Source organism: Enterobacter sp. Acro-832, from assembly GCF_011752745.1.
In the GTDB taxonomy this organism is placed as follows: domain Bacteria; phylum Pseudomonadota; class Gammaproteobacteria; order Enterobacterales; family Enterobacteriaceae; genus Enterobacter; species Enterobacter quasiroggenkampii.
In genome coordinates this window covers 534,867-548,545 of record NZ_VWWX01000002.1, presented here as the reverse complement: position 1 = coordinate 548,545, position 13,679 = coordinate 534,867, and the positions used below count along the sequence as shown (strand labels likewise).

At 54.7% G+C, this 13,679-nt stretch carries 15 protein-coding genes, 2 tRNA genes and 1 other RNA gene; 9 read left to right on the top strand and 9 right to left on the bottom strand.

The window, feature by feature from the left end; translation table 11 throughout:
* Positions 1-102: 102 nt before the first annotated feature.
* Genes csgD through csgG form a run of 4 tightly spaced genes read left to right on the top strand, consistent with a single transcriptional unit; the run spans position 103 to position 2,444 of the window.
* A complete protein-coding gene (gene csgD / locus F3J31_RS09045) occupies positions 103-753 on the top strand; it encodes a biofilm master transcriptional regulator CsgD (RefSeq protein WP_021240790.1) in 651 nt (216 codons plus the stop codon).
* 4 nt (positions 754-757) lie between these two features.
* A complete protein-coding gene (gene csgE, locus F3J31_RS09040) occupies positions 758-1,147 on the top strand; it encodes a curli production assembly/transport protein CsgE (RefSeq protein ID WP_008500845.1) in 390 nt (129 codons plus the stop codon).
* A gap of 23 nt (positions 1,148-1,170) precedes the next feature.
* Positions 1,171-1,584, top strand: coding sequence for a curli production assembly/transport protein CsgF (gene csgF, locus F3J31_RS09035; RefSeq protein WP_023311106.1), 414 nt, complete (start codon positions 1,171-1,173; stop codon positions 1,582-1,584).
* A 26-nt stretch (positions 1,585-1,610) separates the two neighbouring features.
* A complete protein-coding gene (gene csgG, locus F3J31_RS09030; protein WP_045357119.1) occupies positions 1,611-2,444 on the top strand; it encodes a curli production assembly/transport protein CsgG in 834 nt (277 codons plus the stop codon).
* A 43-nt stretch (positions 2,445-2,487) separates the two neighbouring features.
* Here the strand turns inward: csgG and F3J31_RS09025 are convergent, their stop codons facing one another.
* The 4 genes from F3J31_RS09025 to ghrA form a co-directional block, all read right to left on the bottom strand.
* On the bottom strand, positions 2,488-2,970 hold the full coding sequence (locus F3J31_RS09025; RefSeq protein WP_139125294.1) for a DUF1097 domain-containing protein: 483 nt from the start codon (positions 2,968-2,970) through the stop codon (positions 2,488-2,490).
* 96 nt (positions 2,971-3,066) lie between these two features.
* Positions 3,067-3,621: a molecular chaperone gene (locus F3J31_RS09020; protein WP_045908295.1), complete on the bottom strand. Its 555-nt coding sequence runs from the start codon at positions 3,619-3,621 to the stop codon at positions 3,067-3,069.
* A gap of 21 nt (positions 3,622-3,642) precedes the next feature.
* Positions 3,643-4,380, bottom strand: coding sequence for a phosphatase (locus tag F3J31_RS09015; protein WP_008500850.1), 738 nt, complete (start codon positions 4,378-4,380; stop codon positions 3,643-3,645).
* 84 nt (positions 4,381-4,464) lie between these two features.
* The gene (ghrA, locus tag F3J31_RS09010) at positions 4,465-5,403 is read right to left on the bottom strand and encodes a glyoxylate/hydroxypyruvate reductase GhrA (protein ID WP_167212661.1); all 939 of its coding nucleotides are present in this window, start codon (positions 5,401-5,403) and stop codon (positions 4,465-4,467) included.
* Positions 5,404-5,635: 232 nt separating this feature from the next.
* Here ghrA and F3J31_RS09005 point away from each other — a divergent pair.
* Positions 5,636-5,723: transfer RNA gene (locus F3J31_RS09005), tRNA-Ser, on the top strand.
* A 134-nt stretch (positions 5,724-5,857) separates the two neighbouring features.
* Here F3J31_RS09005 and F3J31_RS09000 read toward each other — a convergent pair.
* A complete protein-coding gene (locus F3J31_RS09000) occupies positions 5,858-6,763 on the bottom strand; it encodes a LysR family transcriptional regulator (protein ID WP_167212658.1) in 906 nt (301 codons plus the stop codon).
* Between the two features lie 109 nt (positions 6,764-6,872).
* Here F3J31_RS09000 and F3J31_RS08995 point away from each other — a divergent pair, with 109 nt between their 5' ends.
* The 4 genes from F3J31_RS08995 to F3J31_RS08980 all read left to right on the top strand — a co-directional run bounded on the left by F3J31_RS08995 (position 6,873) and on the right by F3J31_RS08980 (position 8,847).
* Entirely contained in the window at positions 6,873-7,733 is an 861-nt protein-coding gene (locus tag F3J31_RS08995) for a pirin family protein (protein ID WP_069719459.1), read from the top strand.
* Positions 7,734-7,753: 20 nt separating this feature from the next.
* Positions 7,754-8,431, top strand: a complete 678-nt coding sequence (locus tag F3J31_RS08990; RefSeq protein WP_048027360.1) for an isochorismatase family protein — start codon at positions 7,754-7,756, stop codon at positions 8,429-8,431.
* A gap of 147 nt (positions 8,432-8,578) precedes the next feature.
* Positions 8,579-8,666 (top strand) — tRNA-Ser (locus F3J31_RS08985).
* Between the two features lie 44 nt (positions 8,667-8,710).
* Positions 8,711-8,847, top strand: a non-coding RNA gene (locus F3J31_RS08980) — RtT sRNA.
* A gap of 153 nt (positions 8,848-9,000) precedes the next feature.
* Here F3J31_RS08980 and phoH read toward each other — a convergent pair.
* From phoH to efeU, 4 genes are all read right to left on the bottom strand, one after another.
* On the bottom strand, positions 9,001-9,789 hold the full coding sequence (gene phoH / locus F3J31_RS08975; RefSeq protein ID WP_008503509.1) for a phosphate starvation-inducible protein PhoH: 789 nt from the start codon (positions 9,787-9,789) through the stop codon (positions 9,001-9,003).
* A gap of 500 nt (positions 9,790-10,289) precedes the next feature.
* Entirely contained in the window at positions 10,290-11,573 is a 1,284-nt protein-coding gene (efeB, locus tag F3J31_RS08970; RefSeq protein WP_167212655.1) for an iron uptake transporter deferrochelatase/peroxidase subunit, read from the bottom strand.
* Between the two features lie 5 nt (positions 11,574-11,578).
* Positions 11,579-12,706, bottom strand: a complete 1,128-nt coding sequence (gene efeO, locus F3J31_RS08965) for an iron uptake system protein EfeO (protein ID WP_167212643.1) — start codon at positions 12,704-12,706, stop codon at positions 11,579-11,581.
* Positions 12,707-12,746: 40 nt separating this feature from the next.
* Positions 12,747-13,580, bottom strand: a complete 834-nt coding sequence (gene efeU / locus F3J31_RS08960) for an iron uptake transporter permease EfeU (protein WP_167212640.1) — start codon at positions 13,578-13,580, stop codon at positions 12,747-12,749.
* Positions 13,581-13,679: the final 99 nt, after the last annotated feature.

Genomic DNA, 13,679 nt, shown 5'->3' with positions numbered 1-13,679 from the left:
GTCTGATTCTACACACAGCAGTGCAACATCTGTCAGTACTTCTGGTGTCCTCTAATAAACAGGAGGGCAGCTGCCAGGTGCCAAAAAAAGTGGGGTTTCATCATGTATAATGAAGTCCATAGTTTACATGGTCATACATTACTGTTGATCACAAAACCTTCTTTGCAAGCGACAGCGTTATTACAACATTTAAAGCAATCTTTATCACTGAACGGGAAATTGCATAATATTCAACGTTCTTTTGATGATATTGCCCCTGGCAGCATCATTCTGTTCGATATGATGGAAGCTGATAAAAAGCTTATCCATTACTGGCAGGATATTTTAAGCAGGAAAAACAATAATATCCGCGTGCTATTGTTGAATACACCTGACGAATATCCCTTCAGAGATATTGAAAGCTGGCCGCATATCAATGGCGTGTTCTACGTCACGGAAGAAGAAGACCGGGTGGTTGAGGGCCTGCAAGGTATATTGCGCGGCGAGTGTTATTTTTCGCAAAAGCTTGCAAGCTATCTCATTACGCACTCCGGAAATTATCGCTATAACAGCTCAGAGTCAGCACTGCTCACGCACCGTGAGAAAGAGATCCTGAATAAGTTACGCATTGGTGCTTCAAATATTGAAATCGCCCGTTCGTTATTTATCAGCGAAAATACGGTAAAGACGCACCTTTATAATCTTTTCAAGAAGATAGCTGTGAAAAACCGAACTCAGGCGGTTTCGTGGGCTAACGATAACCTCAGGCGTTAATCACATGAAACGCACGTTGAGTTGGATCGCCGCAGCGAGTTTCCTGCTCGCTGCAGGGAATCTGAAGGCCGTCGAGGTCGAAGTTCCCGGATTGTTAACAGACCACACCGTCTCATCGGTCGGGCACAGTTTTTACCGGGCCTTCAGTGACAAATGGGACAGTACCTATACCGGAAATATAACAATCAACGAGCGGCCCAGTGCACGATGGGGAAGTTGGATAACAATAACGGCCAATCAGTACGTTATTTATCAAACGTTTTTATTCCCCACAAAAATGGACTTCGATAAAAACGTAGCCTTAGCACTGGCACAATCAGAAGACGCTATTAATCGCCTGCAAATAGATAAAGCCCTATTAAGCACCAGCGATTTAGCAAAAGACGAGTTCTAGCGAACCGATATGCGGAGGCTGTCATGCGTATTGCATATGCAGTTGTTTCGATAATGCTGATCACCCCCATAAGCTGGGCCGGAAACATGACGTTTCAGTTCCGTAACCCTAACTTTGGCGGTAACCCTAACAACGGTGCGTTTCTGCTGAATGAGGCTCAGGCGCAAAACTCCTATAAGGATCCAAGCTTAAAGGATTTTAGTATTGATACCCCATCCGCTCTGGACAACTTCACTCAGGCTATCCAGTCGCAGATTTTAGGCGGGTTATTGACCAACATTAATACCGGTAAACCCGGCCGGATGGTGACCAACGATTTTATCGTTGATATCGCCAACACTGATGGACAGCTTCAGCTGAACGTGACCGATCGTAAAACCGGAAGAATATCCACCATTCAGGTTTCCGGTCTTCAAAGTAATTCAACTGACTTTTAAACAATAGCTAAATAAGGACAACGATCATGCAGCGCTTCCTGATATTTGTTGCAGTGTGCTTATTGAGCGGTTGTTTAACTGCTCCACCTAAAGAAGCTGCAAAACCAACATTAATGCCTCGGGCCCAGAGTTATCGTGATTTAACACATTTACCTGCTCCAACGGGGAAAATATTTGTCTCCGTATACAACATTCAGGATGAAACCGGGCAATTCAAACCTTACCCGGCTAGTAACTTCTCTACGGCCGTGCCGCAAAGCGCCACCGCGATGCTAGTTACCGCACTCAAGGATTCGCACTGGTTTATTCCGCTGGAACGTCAGGGTCTTCAGAACCTGTTGAATGAACGGAAAATCATTCGTGCCGCACAGGAGAATGGTACCGTCGCGGCCAATAACCGCACGCCTCTGGAATCTCTGGCGGCAGCAAACGTGATGATTGAAGGATCGATTATTGGTTACGAAAGTAACGTTAAATCGGGTGGTGCGGGCGCGCGGTACTTCGGTATCGGTGCGGATACCCAATACCAGCTCGACCAAATCGCCGTTAACCTGCGTGTGGTCAACGTCAGTACAGGCGAAGTGCTCTCTTCGGTGACCACCAGCAAAACCATACTGTCCTATGAAGTTCAGGCAGGGGTATTCCGCTTCATCGATTACCAGCGTTTGCTTGAGGGTGAAATTGGTTACACCTCTAACGAGCCGGTCATGATGTGTCTGATGTCAGCCATTGAAACCGGCGTGATCTTCTTAATCAACGACGGTATTGACCGCGGGCTGTGGGATCTGCAAAACAAAGCAGACGTGCAGAACCCGATACTGGTGAAATACCGCGATATGTCAGTCCCTCCGGAATCCTGACAGGAAGCGCATAAAAAAGGCGAGATGATTATCTCGCCTTTTTTTATTCGCTCACCGCCGTGATGTTTTGCGCTTTTTCCCGCCGCGACGCCAGCCAAAGACCGCTGTTTTTCATGGCATAGCCAAACAGCAACCCCAGCGCCAGGGAAGGCACCACCAGCTTCCAGTCACCCTGCCCTGCAAAGGTCGCGCACGCTCCCATGAAGGTTCCCGGCACAAACGAAAGCAGCAGATGCTTAGCCTGAACGCACATCAGGAAGGCAACCACGCCCGTCATGACGTACCCCAGTATCTCCAGATGCGGCGCCAGCGCGCTGCCTTTCATGATCACCAGCGCCCAGATAACCCCGCTCATCAGCGTGCAGCCTGAGATGAAGAGCCCTTTGACGCCCCCCTGCGGACAGGCGAAATAGGCCGTACAGCCAAGGAATCCGGCCCAGCTGAGCAATCCGAGAGACACGGCCACCCATCCCCAAAGTCCGGAGAGAATGCCCGTCGTTATTGCGATACAAAGTAATATGTTCATGGCGCGCATCTTAGCAGAAGCGCACCATAGAAATGCGATCAGAAGCACATTATGTGCAAATTGAAATGCGGAGTTGCAGAATTTATGTGATCTAAATCACTCTTCATTCTCTTCTTCCAGCTCATCCCACATCGCCGCGATCGCGTCGCGGGTCAGCGGTGCCAGCGTTCTCCAGAATGGCGAGGTGGCATGGGCTTCGACTTTACCCAGGAATGTGCCGACCCACGGCAGCAGGTACGTTTCGAACAAGGTTTCGATGGCTTCGTTCTCATCATCCCCGGCGTTGTCTTCGATCCAGGAGGCAGCAAGCAGCAGCGTACCGATATGATCGGCTGGCGTATCGCTTAGCGGCATACCGCGGGTGGAGAGGAAAGCACGGACTTCCGCTTCCGTCGCCCCTTCCTGCCAGGCAGAACGGTATGGCGAAACGCGGCACTCTTCACCGACGAACAGCGCATTGTAATCGGTCGCAATCTGCTGCATGTCGCAGCTTTTTTGCAGACGCGCCAGTAAATCATCCTGTTCCAGCGGCCAGTTCTCCGCCAGTTTACCTTCACGAATTAACGTAAAAAGCGGAACCAACAGCGGGTCTTGCGGCTGGCGATAATAGAGCGTACCCAGCACGCGGCAAAGGATGGAAAACTCGTTCATTTTTATTATTCCATTACACAATTAAAGATCGGCAAATTCGGCAATCGGCTCCATGCCGCGCGATTCGAGGAAATCGAGCATGCGGCGCGGGGTGACGTTCAGGATTTGCGCTTCCGGGAAGTTAACGTCATTCAGCACCTTCAGGCACTCGCTGAAATCGCCCAGCGTGAAGGCGGTATGGGAATCCGAACCCAGCGCCACCATGCCGCCCGCATCGCGGACGGCGGCCGCCACCTCGCGGCAGTTGGCTTCACTGCCCTTACGCGAGTGAACAAAGGAGGAGTTGTTAATCTCCAGCGCCACGCGGTGCTTCGCTGCCGCCTGCGCGACAGCCTGAATATCAATCGGGTACTTCGGGTTGCCGGGGTGGCTGATAATATGCACATTGCCGCTGGCAATGGTGGCAATCATCGCCGCGGTGTTGGTCTCTTTATCCTGAGGTGCAAAAACCGGCTCGTGGAAACCGGCGAGGATAAGGTCCAGAGACGTCAGCATCGGGCCGGTGCAGTCGATCTCACCGTCGGTATTTTTGATATTCGCCTCGATGCCGCGCAGTATCCCAATGCCGTCCACCAGACGTGGCCAGATCCGCATATTCACAAAATGCCAGTAGTGCGGCGCATCCGCCATGTCCGGGCCATGATCGGTGATTGCGAACAGCTTAATCCCCTTAAGCTTCGCCTGGGCGATATAATCATGGAGGTTGCTATACGCGTGGGTACTGGCGACGGTGTGCATATGCAGGTCAACGGGATACATCTCTCTCTCCTCTGCGGTTTTTCCAAAGGATAGCAGTTATCAGCGGCGAATATTAGCAAAAACCCGGCGAACGCCGGGTTTCTCTCAGTAGCCGCGCTGTCTGTCGACCTGGCCGGTGACCGCGTTACCCTTCTCCATTTCGCTGATGGTATAGGATATGTACGCCACCGCTTCTGCCGGACGCGTCACGGCGGCCACGTGCGGGGTCATCGCCACGCGCGGATGTGCCCACAGCGGGCTTTCCACCGGCAGCGGCTCACGGCTATAGACATCCAGCATGGCGCCTTTTAGCTTTCCGCTGTCCAGCGCCTTCAGCAGATCGGTCTCGACCAGATGCACCCCGCGCGCCAGGTTCATCAGGTAGCTCTCATCGGCTAACTGGTTGAGCAAGTCTTCATTGATGATACCGACCGTTTCCGCCGTATTGGGCAGCAGGTTGATCAGCACGCGCGTGCCGTTCAGAAAGGCCGGGAGTTCATCCGTGCCGGCAAAGCTCTCGACGCCCGGATAATCTTTGCGGCTGCGGCTCCAGCAGCGCAGCGGAAAGCCCCACGGTGCAAGGGCTTCAGCCACCTTTGAGCCCAGCACGCCCGCACCGAGGATGCCGATGGTAAAGTCTTCACGACGGTAATCCGGCAGCGGCTCCCAGTGGGCCTGCTGTTTAAATGCCTGATAGTCATCAAAGCGGCGGAACCAGTGCAACACCTGGCTGACCGCATATTCCTGCATCTGCTGCCCCATTCCGGTATCTTCCAGGCGGAACAGGGGAATCGCTTCCGGCAGCATGTCAGGGTGCGCCTTCAGCTTGCTCAGAATGGAATCCACACCGGCTCCCAGGGCAAAAACGGCCTTTAGCTTGCGACCCTGGAGCATTTCTACCGGCGGATGCCAGACCAGCGCATAGTCAGCATGTTCGTTATCTCCACGCTTCCACTCGCGAACGCGTGCGCCGGGTAATGCCGCCGTGAGCGCCTCGATCCAGTAGGCCGTATCAAACGTGGGGTGATAGAAAAGTATATCCATAGTCATTCCTGCCTTTTATTGCGCTGATTTATTTTGTTTTTTAACGAGGTTGTCAGCATAACAAATTTATTGCACGGCTGTGTTGTTGATAAAAAAGACGCTTTCAGCACATTTAAGAATCATGTTGTCTGAAGTTTGTCTAAACGCGCTAAATTACTGAAAAAGTGAGTTGACGGCAGTTCGGCTTTTCCTTACATTAGCGCCCGTCCCGTCAACAACGGGATGACAATATGGTGAGGTGTCCGAGTGGCTGAAGGAGCACGCCTGGAAAGTGTGTATACGGCAACGTATCGGGGGTTCGAATCCCCCCCTCACCGCCATATTTAAAGAAGAGCTCGCATGAAAATGCGGGCTTTTTTTTCGCATATTGCACGCATGCAGGGGGGATTCGAACCTTGAAACTCCCTGCGCTCTTTATGTCGGGTGGCGCTGCGCTTACCCGACCTACAAAAAGCTACTCCTCCACCATCTTCGCATACTCTTCAGTCAGAAAATCCACCAGCGTCCTGACCGACGGCAGCATGCCGCGCCGCGAAGGATAAACCGCGTGAATCACTTCCCGTCGGGGTTCCCACGCGTCCAGCACCCGTACCAGTTCCCCTGACGCAAGCTGATCCTTCACCATCAATATCGGCAACTGTACAACGCCCACGCCCGCCATCGCTGCTTCCCGCAGTGCCAGCATGTCGGTGGTAATAAAGCGCGGTGCGTAGTGGATCTCCGCTTTCGCCCCTTCTGGACCACTGAGCTCCCATTTATGCACCTGTTTACCGGCCCCCATACTTAATCCAGGCCATTCACTGAGCTCGGAAGGCATTCGCGGTTTACCCATACGTTCAATCAACTGCAGACTTGCCACCAGGCAATGCCCCCTGTCAGCCAGCACCCTTAACACCAGATCGCTGTCATCAAACGGACGCGGACGCACGCGGATAGCCACATCAATACCTTCGCCAACAAGATCGACCCGACGATTGGTGGCCTCAAGCTGGAGATTAATCCCGGGGTAGCGCGCCATAAACCGCGCCAGCATCGGTCCCACGTGGACGTGCAGTAACGTGACGGGACAGGTGATCCTGACGACGCCGCGCGGCTCAGCCTGCAGTGCAGCAACGGCCTCCTCTGCCGCTTCTGCTTCTATCAGCATTGCCTTACAGTGCTGATAGAAAGTGTGCCCCACTTCCGTTACCGTAAACTGCCGCGTCGTGCGCTGTATCAACCGTACGCCAAGCCGCTCCTCCAGCTGCGCGATCCTGCGGCTCAGTTTGGACTTGGGTTGGTCAAGCGCCCTTCCCGCCGCCGCAAAGCCACCGTACTCCACAACCTTCACAAACCAGACGAAGTCATTGAGATCCTGCATACATCCTCATCGTTCTATTTCCAGAACAGTGAATGCCATTTTCACTATCTACCGGGATATTAACCCTGAATATAAGCTAATTACATCAACAGAACATCAGGAGTTAATCATGAAAAACATCACTGGCGTTTATACCGCTCCTCGTCAGCACTGGGTTGGCGATGGTTTCCCGGTCCGTTCAATGTTCTCTTATCAAACCCACGGCGAGCCGCTCAGCCCGTTCCTACTGCTGGACTATGCGGGTCCATACACCTTTCCGGCAGATGGTGCGAAACGCGGCGTAGGCCAGCATCCTCACCGGGGTTTTGAGACGGTCACTATCGTCTATGCCGGTGAAGTGGAGCATCGCGACTCCACGGGGAAAGGCGGTGTGATTGGGCCCGGCGACGTGCAGTGGATGACCGCAGGCGCAGGCATTTTGCACGAGGAGTTCCACTCCAGCGCGTTCTCGCAGAAAGGCGGGGAACTCAAAATGATGCAGCTTTGGGTCAACCTGCCGGCGAAAGACAAGATGGCCGCACCGGGCTACCAGAGCATCACGAAAGCCGACATCCCGGTGGTGACGCTGCCTGACAATGGTGGAACGCTGCGGGTTATTGCCGGTCGCTACGACACGGTGACCGGCCCGGCGCACACCTTCTCGCCGCTCAACGTGTGGGACATCGCGCTGAACCAGGGAAGCCATCTGACGCTCGCTCAGCCGGAAGGCTGGAGCACGGCGCTGGTCGTGCTTGAAGGCAGCATCACGGTAAACGGTACCGCTCAGGCGGGTGAAGCCCAACTGGTTGTGTTAAGTCAGGAAGGCGACAAACTGCACCTGGAAGCGAACAGCGACGCAAAAGTGCTGCTGATGGCCGGTGAGCCGCTGAATGAACCGATCGTGGGCTATGGCCCGTTTGTGATGAACAGTAAAACCGAAATCAACGAAGCCATTCGTGATTTCAATTCCGGCCGCTTCGGCCAGATCTGAACGTAATAAAGGAGAAGAAGATGTCTACACCTGCGAATTTTAACGGAACCCGTCCGGCCATCGATGTAAACGATGCGGTGATGTTGCTTATCGATCACCAGAGCGGTCTGTTCCAGACCGTCGGGGATATGCCAATGCCGGAACTGCGTGCCCGTGCGGCAGCGCTGGCAAAAATCGCGACCCTGGCGAAAATCCCGGTGATCACCACCGCGTCCGTCCCACAAGGACCAAACGGACCGCTTATCCCGGAGATCCACGCCAACGCGCCGCATGCGCAATATGTTGCCCGTAAAGGCGAAATCAACGCCTGGGATAACCCGGAGTTCGTGGCGGCGGTAAAAGCCACCGGGCGTAAGACGTTGATCATTGCGGGCACCATCACCAGCGTCTGCATGGCCTTCCCGTCAATCAGCGCGGTGGCGGACGGGTATAAAGTGTTTGCGGTGATTGATGCCTCCGGCACCTACAGCAAAATGGCGCAGGAGATCACGCTGGCGCGCGTGGTGCAGGCCGGTGTGGTCCCGATGGATACGGCGGCGGTGGCCTCTGAGATCCAGCGTACATGGAACCGTGAAGATGCCGCGGAGTGGGCGGAAGTGTACACCCACATCTTCCCGGCTTATCAGCTGCTGATCGAAAGCTACAGCAAAGCACAGGAAGTGGTTAAAAACAGCGAAGTGCTCGATTCACAGCGTTAATCCCCTGCTCCACGGCGTAAAAACCGTGGAGCTGATTATTGCTTAACCGAACAGGCACTAAAGCTGAAAATCTGCTTGACCGTGTCAGCGCAACTCCCTATAGTAGCGCCCCGTTGCCCCCCACGCGGTCAGGCAGCAAAACAATATGGTGAGGTGTCCGAGTGGCTGAAGGAGCACGCCTGGAAAGTGTGTATACGGCAACGTATCGGGGGTTCGAATCCCCCCCTCACCGCCATATTCGAGATTAGAGCTCGTACGAAAGTACGGGCTTTTTTCTTTTATCTTCTCTGAAAGGGGGGGATGAAAATCCCCGACCGGGGTTCGACAACTGGCGACAGCCAGTTGGACAGACTGTGAGCGTCGCGAACAGGCTGCCCGCAGGGCGAGCGAAGCGGTCAATCCCCCCCTCACCGCCATATTTAAAGAAGAGCTCGCATGAAAATGCGGGCTTTTTTTTCGTATATTGCACGCATGCAGTATTGTAGGTCGGGTAAGCGCAGCGCCACCCGACGACATGCCCGCACAAAAAACAAAGCCCGGTTTCCCGGGCCTTGAACGCAACAGCAAACTCAGTAATAGGCTTGCAGCGTGCGCTGGCAGAGCGCCGAGCGCACGCAATCATCTTTGGTGAAGCGTACCACCCCAATCATCTCATCTTCCTCAAAACGTGACATGGCGTCGCTCAGTCCGGATTTCACGCCGGACGGCAGGTCACACTGGGTAATATCGCCGTTAACGATAACCGTCACGTTCTCCCCGAGGCGCGTTAAAAACATCTTCATTTGCGCAGCGGTCACGTTCTGAGCCTCGTCAAGAATGACGACCGCATTTTCAAATGTACGTCCGCGCATATAGGCGAACGGCGCGATTTCCACCTTGCCAATCTCTGGCCGCAGGCAGTACTGCATAAAGGATGCACCCAGCCGCTTCACCAGCACGTCATAGACGGGCCTGAAGTACGGGGCAAACTTCTCCGAAATATCACCGGGCAAGAAGCCGAGATCTTCATCAGCCTGCAGTACCGGACGGGTAACAATGATTCTCTCCACGTCCTTATGGATCAGCGCTTCCGCCGCTTTGGCTGCACTGATCCAGGTTTTCCCGCATCCGGCTTCACCGGTTGCAAAGATGAGCTGTTTACTCTCGATAGCATTCAGGTAGTGCGCCTGAGCCTCATTGCGCGCCACAATTGGAGAATTATCACGGCTGTCACGGGCCATGCCAATTGCTTCTACGCCACTCATCTGCACAAGCGAGGTGACCGATTCTTCTTCACGCTGTTTATGGCTACGTGAATCCCGTCTCAGCACACGTTTTGCTTCGCGACGAGCTTTGATCACTGCTTTTTGTCTTCCCATGGATAGCACCTTGAGTTGTTGGTATTCATCACACGCGCCAGCGTCGGCACGATTATGCGCACGAACATCAGAGGGTTGGCTTCCTTGTAAGCCATTGCTTGCACTATCGGATGACGATACGGAACAGCTACGCGCACCGTTCTGCACGTCGGTCGAATCAGATTCTTGAGGGAGGGGGGAAAATTTAGTGGTGAGGAAATCGCTGCCGGAGTCTGAGCCTCCGCGCCGGGTGCTGCGGTTGTTATGTTTACCTTGTCCAGTACAGGACGCAACCATTCGCGATCTCCATAGTGATTCAGCATCACTGCCGGGAACTACCGCTGTCTTATCTTAAGTACATCAGGATTTATCATAAATGCAACATTTATTTTACCTGAACGCAACTTTTAAGACTGTCCCTACAGTTGAAATCAGTCTCATATAGAAATATTACAGAAATATAACAGCAGGATAGTCATATGAAAAAATAATGTCCCTGCGAATCGTCGCAGGGACAATTATCAGGCTTCAATAAGACCTTGAGCGAGATACGCGTTGCTGTCGCGCACGCCTGGCAGGGCAAAGAAATAGCCGCCGCCGATGGGTTTAATGTACTCTTCCAGTGCTTCGCCGTTGAGCCGCTTCTGCACGGTCAGGAAGCCCTTTTCCAGATCGTGCTGATAGCAGACGAACAGCAGCCCCATATCGAGCTGACCGGAATTGGTGACGCCCAGCGAATAGCTGTATCCCCGACGCATCATCAGGCTCGACTGCGTCTCTATGGTGCGCGGATTGGCCAGACGAATATGGCTGTCCAGCGCAATCACATCGCCATTCGGATCGCTGGCGTAGTCAGGCACATCATGCTCGTTCTTCATGCCGAGCGGAGCCCCGCTTTGCTTATCACGACCGAAGATCGTCTGCTGCTCTTTCAGCGGCGTGCGGTCCCAGAACTCCACGTGGAACTGAATAATGCGCACCGCCTGATAGCTGCCGCCCACCGCCCATGCCGGTTCATTCTGGTCGGCAGTGACCCACACCACCTCCTTCATGAGCGCGCTATCGTGGCTGTCCGGGTTGGCCGTGCCGTCCTTGAAGCCCAGCAGGTTCACCGGGGTCTCTTTTCCCTTGCTGCGGGCGGCGTGATCAGAGATAAACCCTTCCCGCTTCCAGCGCACGCTCAGCAGATCCGGCGTATGCTTGATGATGTCGCGCAGGGCGTGGATCACCGTGTCCTGGGTGTTGGCGCAGATCTGCAGGAGCAGGTCGCCGTGACAAAGGGCGGCATCCAGGGAATCATTCGGGAAGCGCGTCATTTTTTGCAGCGCTTTCGGCTTCTGTTTTGCCAGCCCGTAGCGCGCGTCAAACAGCGATTCTCCCAGCGAAACGGTTATGGTCAGGTTATCCGGGGCAATGAATGGCCCCAGAATGCCGGAGTCCATTGGCGGCAGACGCGGGTTCGGCGTATCGGGCGCCGGTCCACCGGCGGTAAGAAACGCGATGCGCGTCGTCAGCAGGCGGAACAGACGTTCCAGATCGGCTTTATCACTGGCCAGCGAATCAAAGGCCACCAGCATCATCGACGCCTGCTGCGGCGTCAGGATACCGGCCTGATGCTCGCCATAAAACGGCTGCGTCTCCATGCGGGCATTAGGTGACAGCGTGCCGGGCGCGCTTTGCGGTTTCGCCGCGTGCGCCACCGGACACCCGCCAGCCAGAGCAAGCGCGCCCCCCAGCGCCCCTACCCCTTTTAACAACCGGCGACGGGAAGGCTCAGCCACGTCGCTCTCGTTATGCTTATTCATCGTGCTTAGTCCAGACCCAGTACGCCACGCAGCAGGGAGAGATCTTCCGCCAGGGCGGTAATCGGGCCTTTCAGCGCGTTGCGGTCGGCATCGGTCAGCTTGTCGTAGGTCTCAAACCCGTCTTTGGTGCGGTACTTCGCCAGGATGGTGTCGACTTTTTTGAAGTTGGCATCCACTTTGGCCAGCAGCTCACCGTTCTCTTTCTGCAGCTGAGGACGCAGCAGGTTAACAATTTTCTGCGCGCCGTCGACGTTAGCCTGGAAGTCCCACAGGTCGGTATGGCTGTAGCGATCTTCTTCGCCGCTGATTTTGCTCGCGGCCACTTCTTCAATCAGCCCGGCCGCACCGCCCACCACTTTTGATGGCGGGAAGGCCAGCTCGCTGATGCGCTTTTGCAGCTCCAGCACGTCGCTGTTCAGCTGGTCGGCATACTTCTCCATCCCTTTGGCAGAATTATCGCCAAACAGGGCTTTCTCCAGACGGTGGAAACCGGTGAATTTCGGATCGGCCGCTTTCTGCTCGAAATCATCTTCACGAGCGTCAATGCTGCCATCAAGGTCAGAGAACAGCTCGGCGATCGGCTCAATGCGCTCGTAATGCTGACGGGTTGGCGCGTAGAGGGATTTCGCTTTTTCGATATCACCGGCCTTCACCGCATCGGTAAAGGCTTTGGTTGACGCAGCCAGATCCGCCGTCTCTTTCGTGACGTACGCTTTATACGCGGTAATCGCATCGCCCAGGCTCAGTACCGCAGCGCCTTTCGCCGCATCGGCCGTCGCTTCACCTTTGACGATAAGCTTCCCTTTCGGGTTGGTCAGCAGACCGCAGGTCATCTCATACTCGCCCGGCTGCAGGTTGGCGGTCATCTTCTGGCTGAAGCCAGGGGCGATATTTTCACGCTCTTCCACCACCAGAACGCCTTTCAGGATCTCCCACTCCAGCGCCTTCTGGCTGTGGTTCTGAATAATAAACTGGGTTTTTCCGCTGTTCACCGTGAGGGTCATCGGCTCACACTGCTTGTCGTTGACGGTGACCTTAACCTGTGGAACATCCGCGCCCCAGGCGGAGAATGCAGAAGCGAACAGCGCGGCAATGCCTGCGCATAACGCACTACGACGGAACTGAATTGCCATGACTCTTCCCTTTAAAAGTATGTTGTTACTCAATCAAAGATTACGGCGCAACGCGTGACGCCTGCGTGCCGGTACGCGGCGGCATTGCGAACAGCACCAGCGCCGGAACCAGATAGATAAAGTACATCGCCACTTCGCTGACGCTCGGCGTTTCCTGATAGCCGAAGATACCTTCGAGCAGGGTGCCGGTCAGAGAGTGCGTGGAGAGAACGTTGCTGAGGTCGAACGCCACGTCCTGGAAATGGTTCCACAGGCCCGCTTCATGGAAGGCGCGAATCGCCCCTGCCGCCAGACCCGCGGCTACCAGCAGAATAAACAGGCTGGTCCACTTGAAGAAGGCGCCCAGGTTCAGGCGAATACCGCCCCAGTAGAGCAGGATACCGAGCACCACGGCCGTGGCAAGGCCCAGCATGGCCCCCAGCGGCGGCCAGATCCCCACATCCTGCTGAAACGCCGCCAGCAGGAAGAAAACAGACTCCAGCCCTTCGCGCGCCACGGCGAAAAAGACCATCATAATGAGCGCCCAGCCGTGGTTGTTCCCCTTCTGCAGGGCGTTATCCACCGCCTGCTCCAGCTGCACCTTCACGTTACGGGAGACTTTACGCATCCAGAACACCATCCAGGTGAGGATCACCACCGCAATCACGGCGACGATACCTTCAAACAGCTCCTGCTCTTTCTGCGGAAACTCGCCGGTGGTTTCGTTGATGAGGATCCCCAGACCCAGGCAGAGCGCCGCGGCAAGGAAGACCCCGATCCACATGACGCCAATCCAGCGCCCGCGCTGGGTTCGCTTCAGATAACTGGCGATGAGGCTCACGATAAGGGCGGCTTCGAGCCCTTCACGTAACATAATGAGAAATGGAACAAACATGCCGACACCTTAAATGTTTATCGCGGTCAACTGATGCAAAGAAAGGTAAATTCTTGTGATAGTGATTATCATTACGGCAGAAAGAAACACAAGCGAAAT

Coding starts and splice junctions, on each gene's coding strand:
- F3J31_RS09020 (WP_045908295.1), bottom strand. CDS start 3,621: ATGAACGAGTTTTCCATCCTTTGCCGCGTGCTGGGTACGCTCTATTAT.
- csgD (WP_021240790.1), top strand. CDS start 103: ATGTATAATGAAGTCCATAGTTTACATGGTCATACATTACTGTTGATC.
- F3J31_RS09025 (WP_139125294.1), bottom strand. CDS start 2,970: ATGAACATATTACTTTGTATCGCAATAACGACGGGCATTCTCTCCGGA.
- phoH (WP_008503509.1), bottom strand. CDS start 9,789: ATGGGAAGACAAAAAGCAGTGATCAAAGCTCGTCGCGAAGCAAAACGT.
- efeB (WP_167212655.1), bottom strand. CDS start 11,573: ATGAATAAGCATAACGAGAGCGACGTGGCTGAGCCTTCCCGTCGCCGG.
- efeO (WP_167212643.1), bottom strand. CDS start 12,706: ATGGCAATTCAGTTCCGTCGTAGTGCGTTATGCGCAGGCATTGCCGCG.
- csgF (WP_023311106.1), top strand. CDS start 1,171: ATGCGTATTGCATATGCAGTTGTTTCGATAATGCTGATCACCCCCATA.
- F3J31_RS09015 (WP_008500850.1), bottom strand. CDS start 4,380: ATGTATCCCGTTGACCTGCATATGCACACCGTCGCCAGTACCCACGCG.
- csgG (WP_045357119.1), top strand. CDS start 1,611: ATGCAGCGCTTCCTGATATTTGTTGCAGTGTGCTTATTGAGCGGTTGT.
- csgE (WP_008500845.1), top strand. CDS start 758: ATGAAACGCACGTTGAGTTGGATCGCCGCAGCGAGTTTCCTGCTCGCT.
- efeU (WP_167212640.1), bottom strand. CDS start 13,580: ATGTTTGTTCCATTTCTCATTATGTTACGTGAAGGGCTCGAAGCCGCC.
- F3J31_RS09000 (WP_167212658.1), bottom strand. CDS start 6,763: ATGCAGGATCTCAATGACTTCGTCTGGTTTGTGAAGGTTGTGGAGTAC.
- F3J31_RS08990 (WP_048027360.1), top strand. CDS start 7,754: ATGTCTACACCTGCGAATTTTAACGGAACCCGTCCGGCCATCGATGTA.
- ghrA (WP_167212661.1), bottom strand. CDS start 5,403: ATGGATATACTTTTCTATCACCCCACGTTTGATACGGCCTACTGGATC.
- F3J31_RS08995 (WP_069719459.1), top strand. CDS start 6,873: ATGAAAAACATCACTGGCGTTTATACCGCTCCTCGTCAGCACTGGGTT.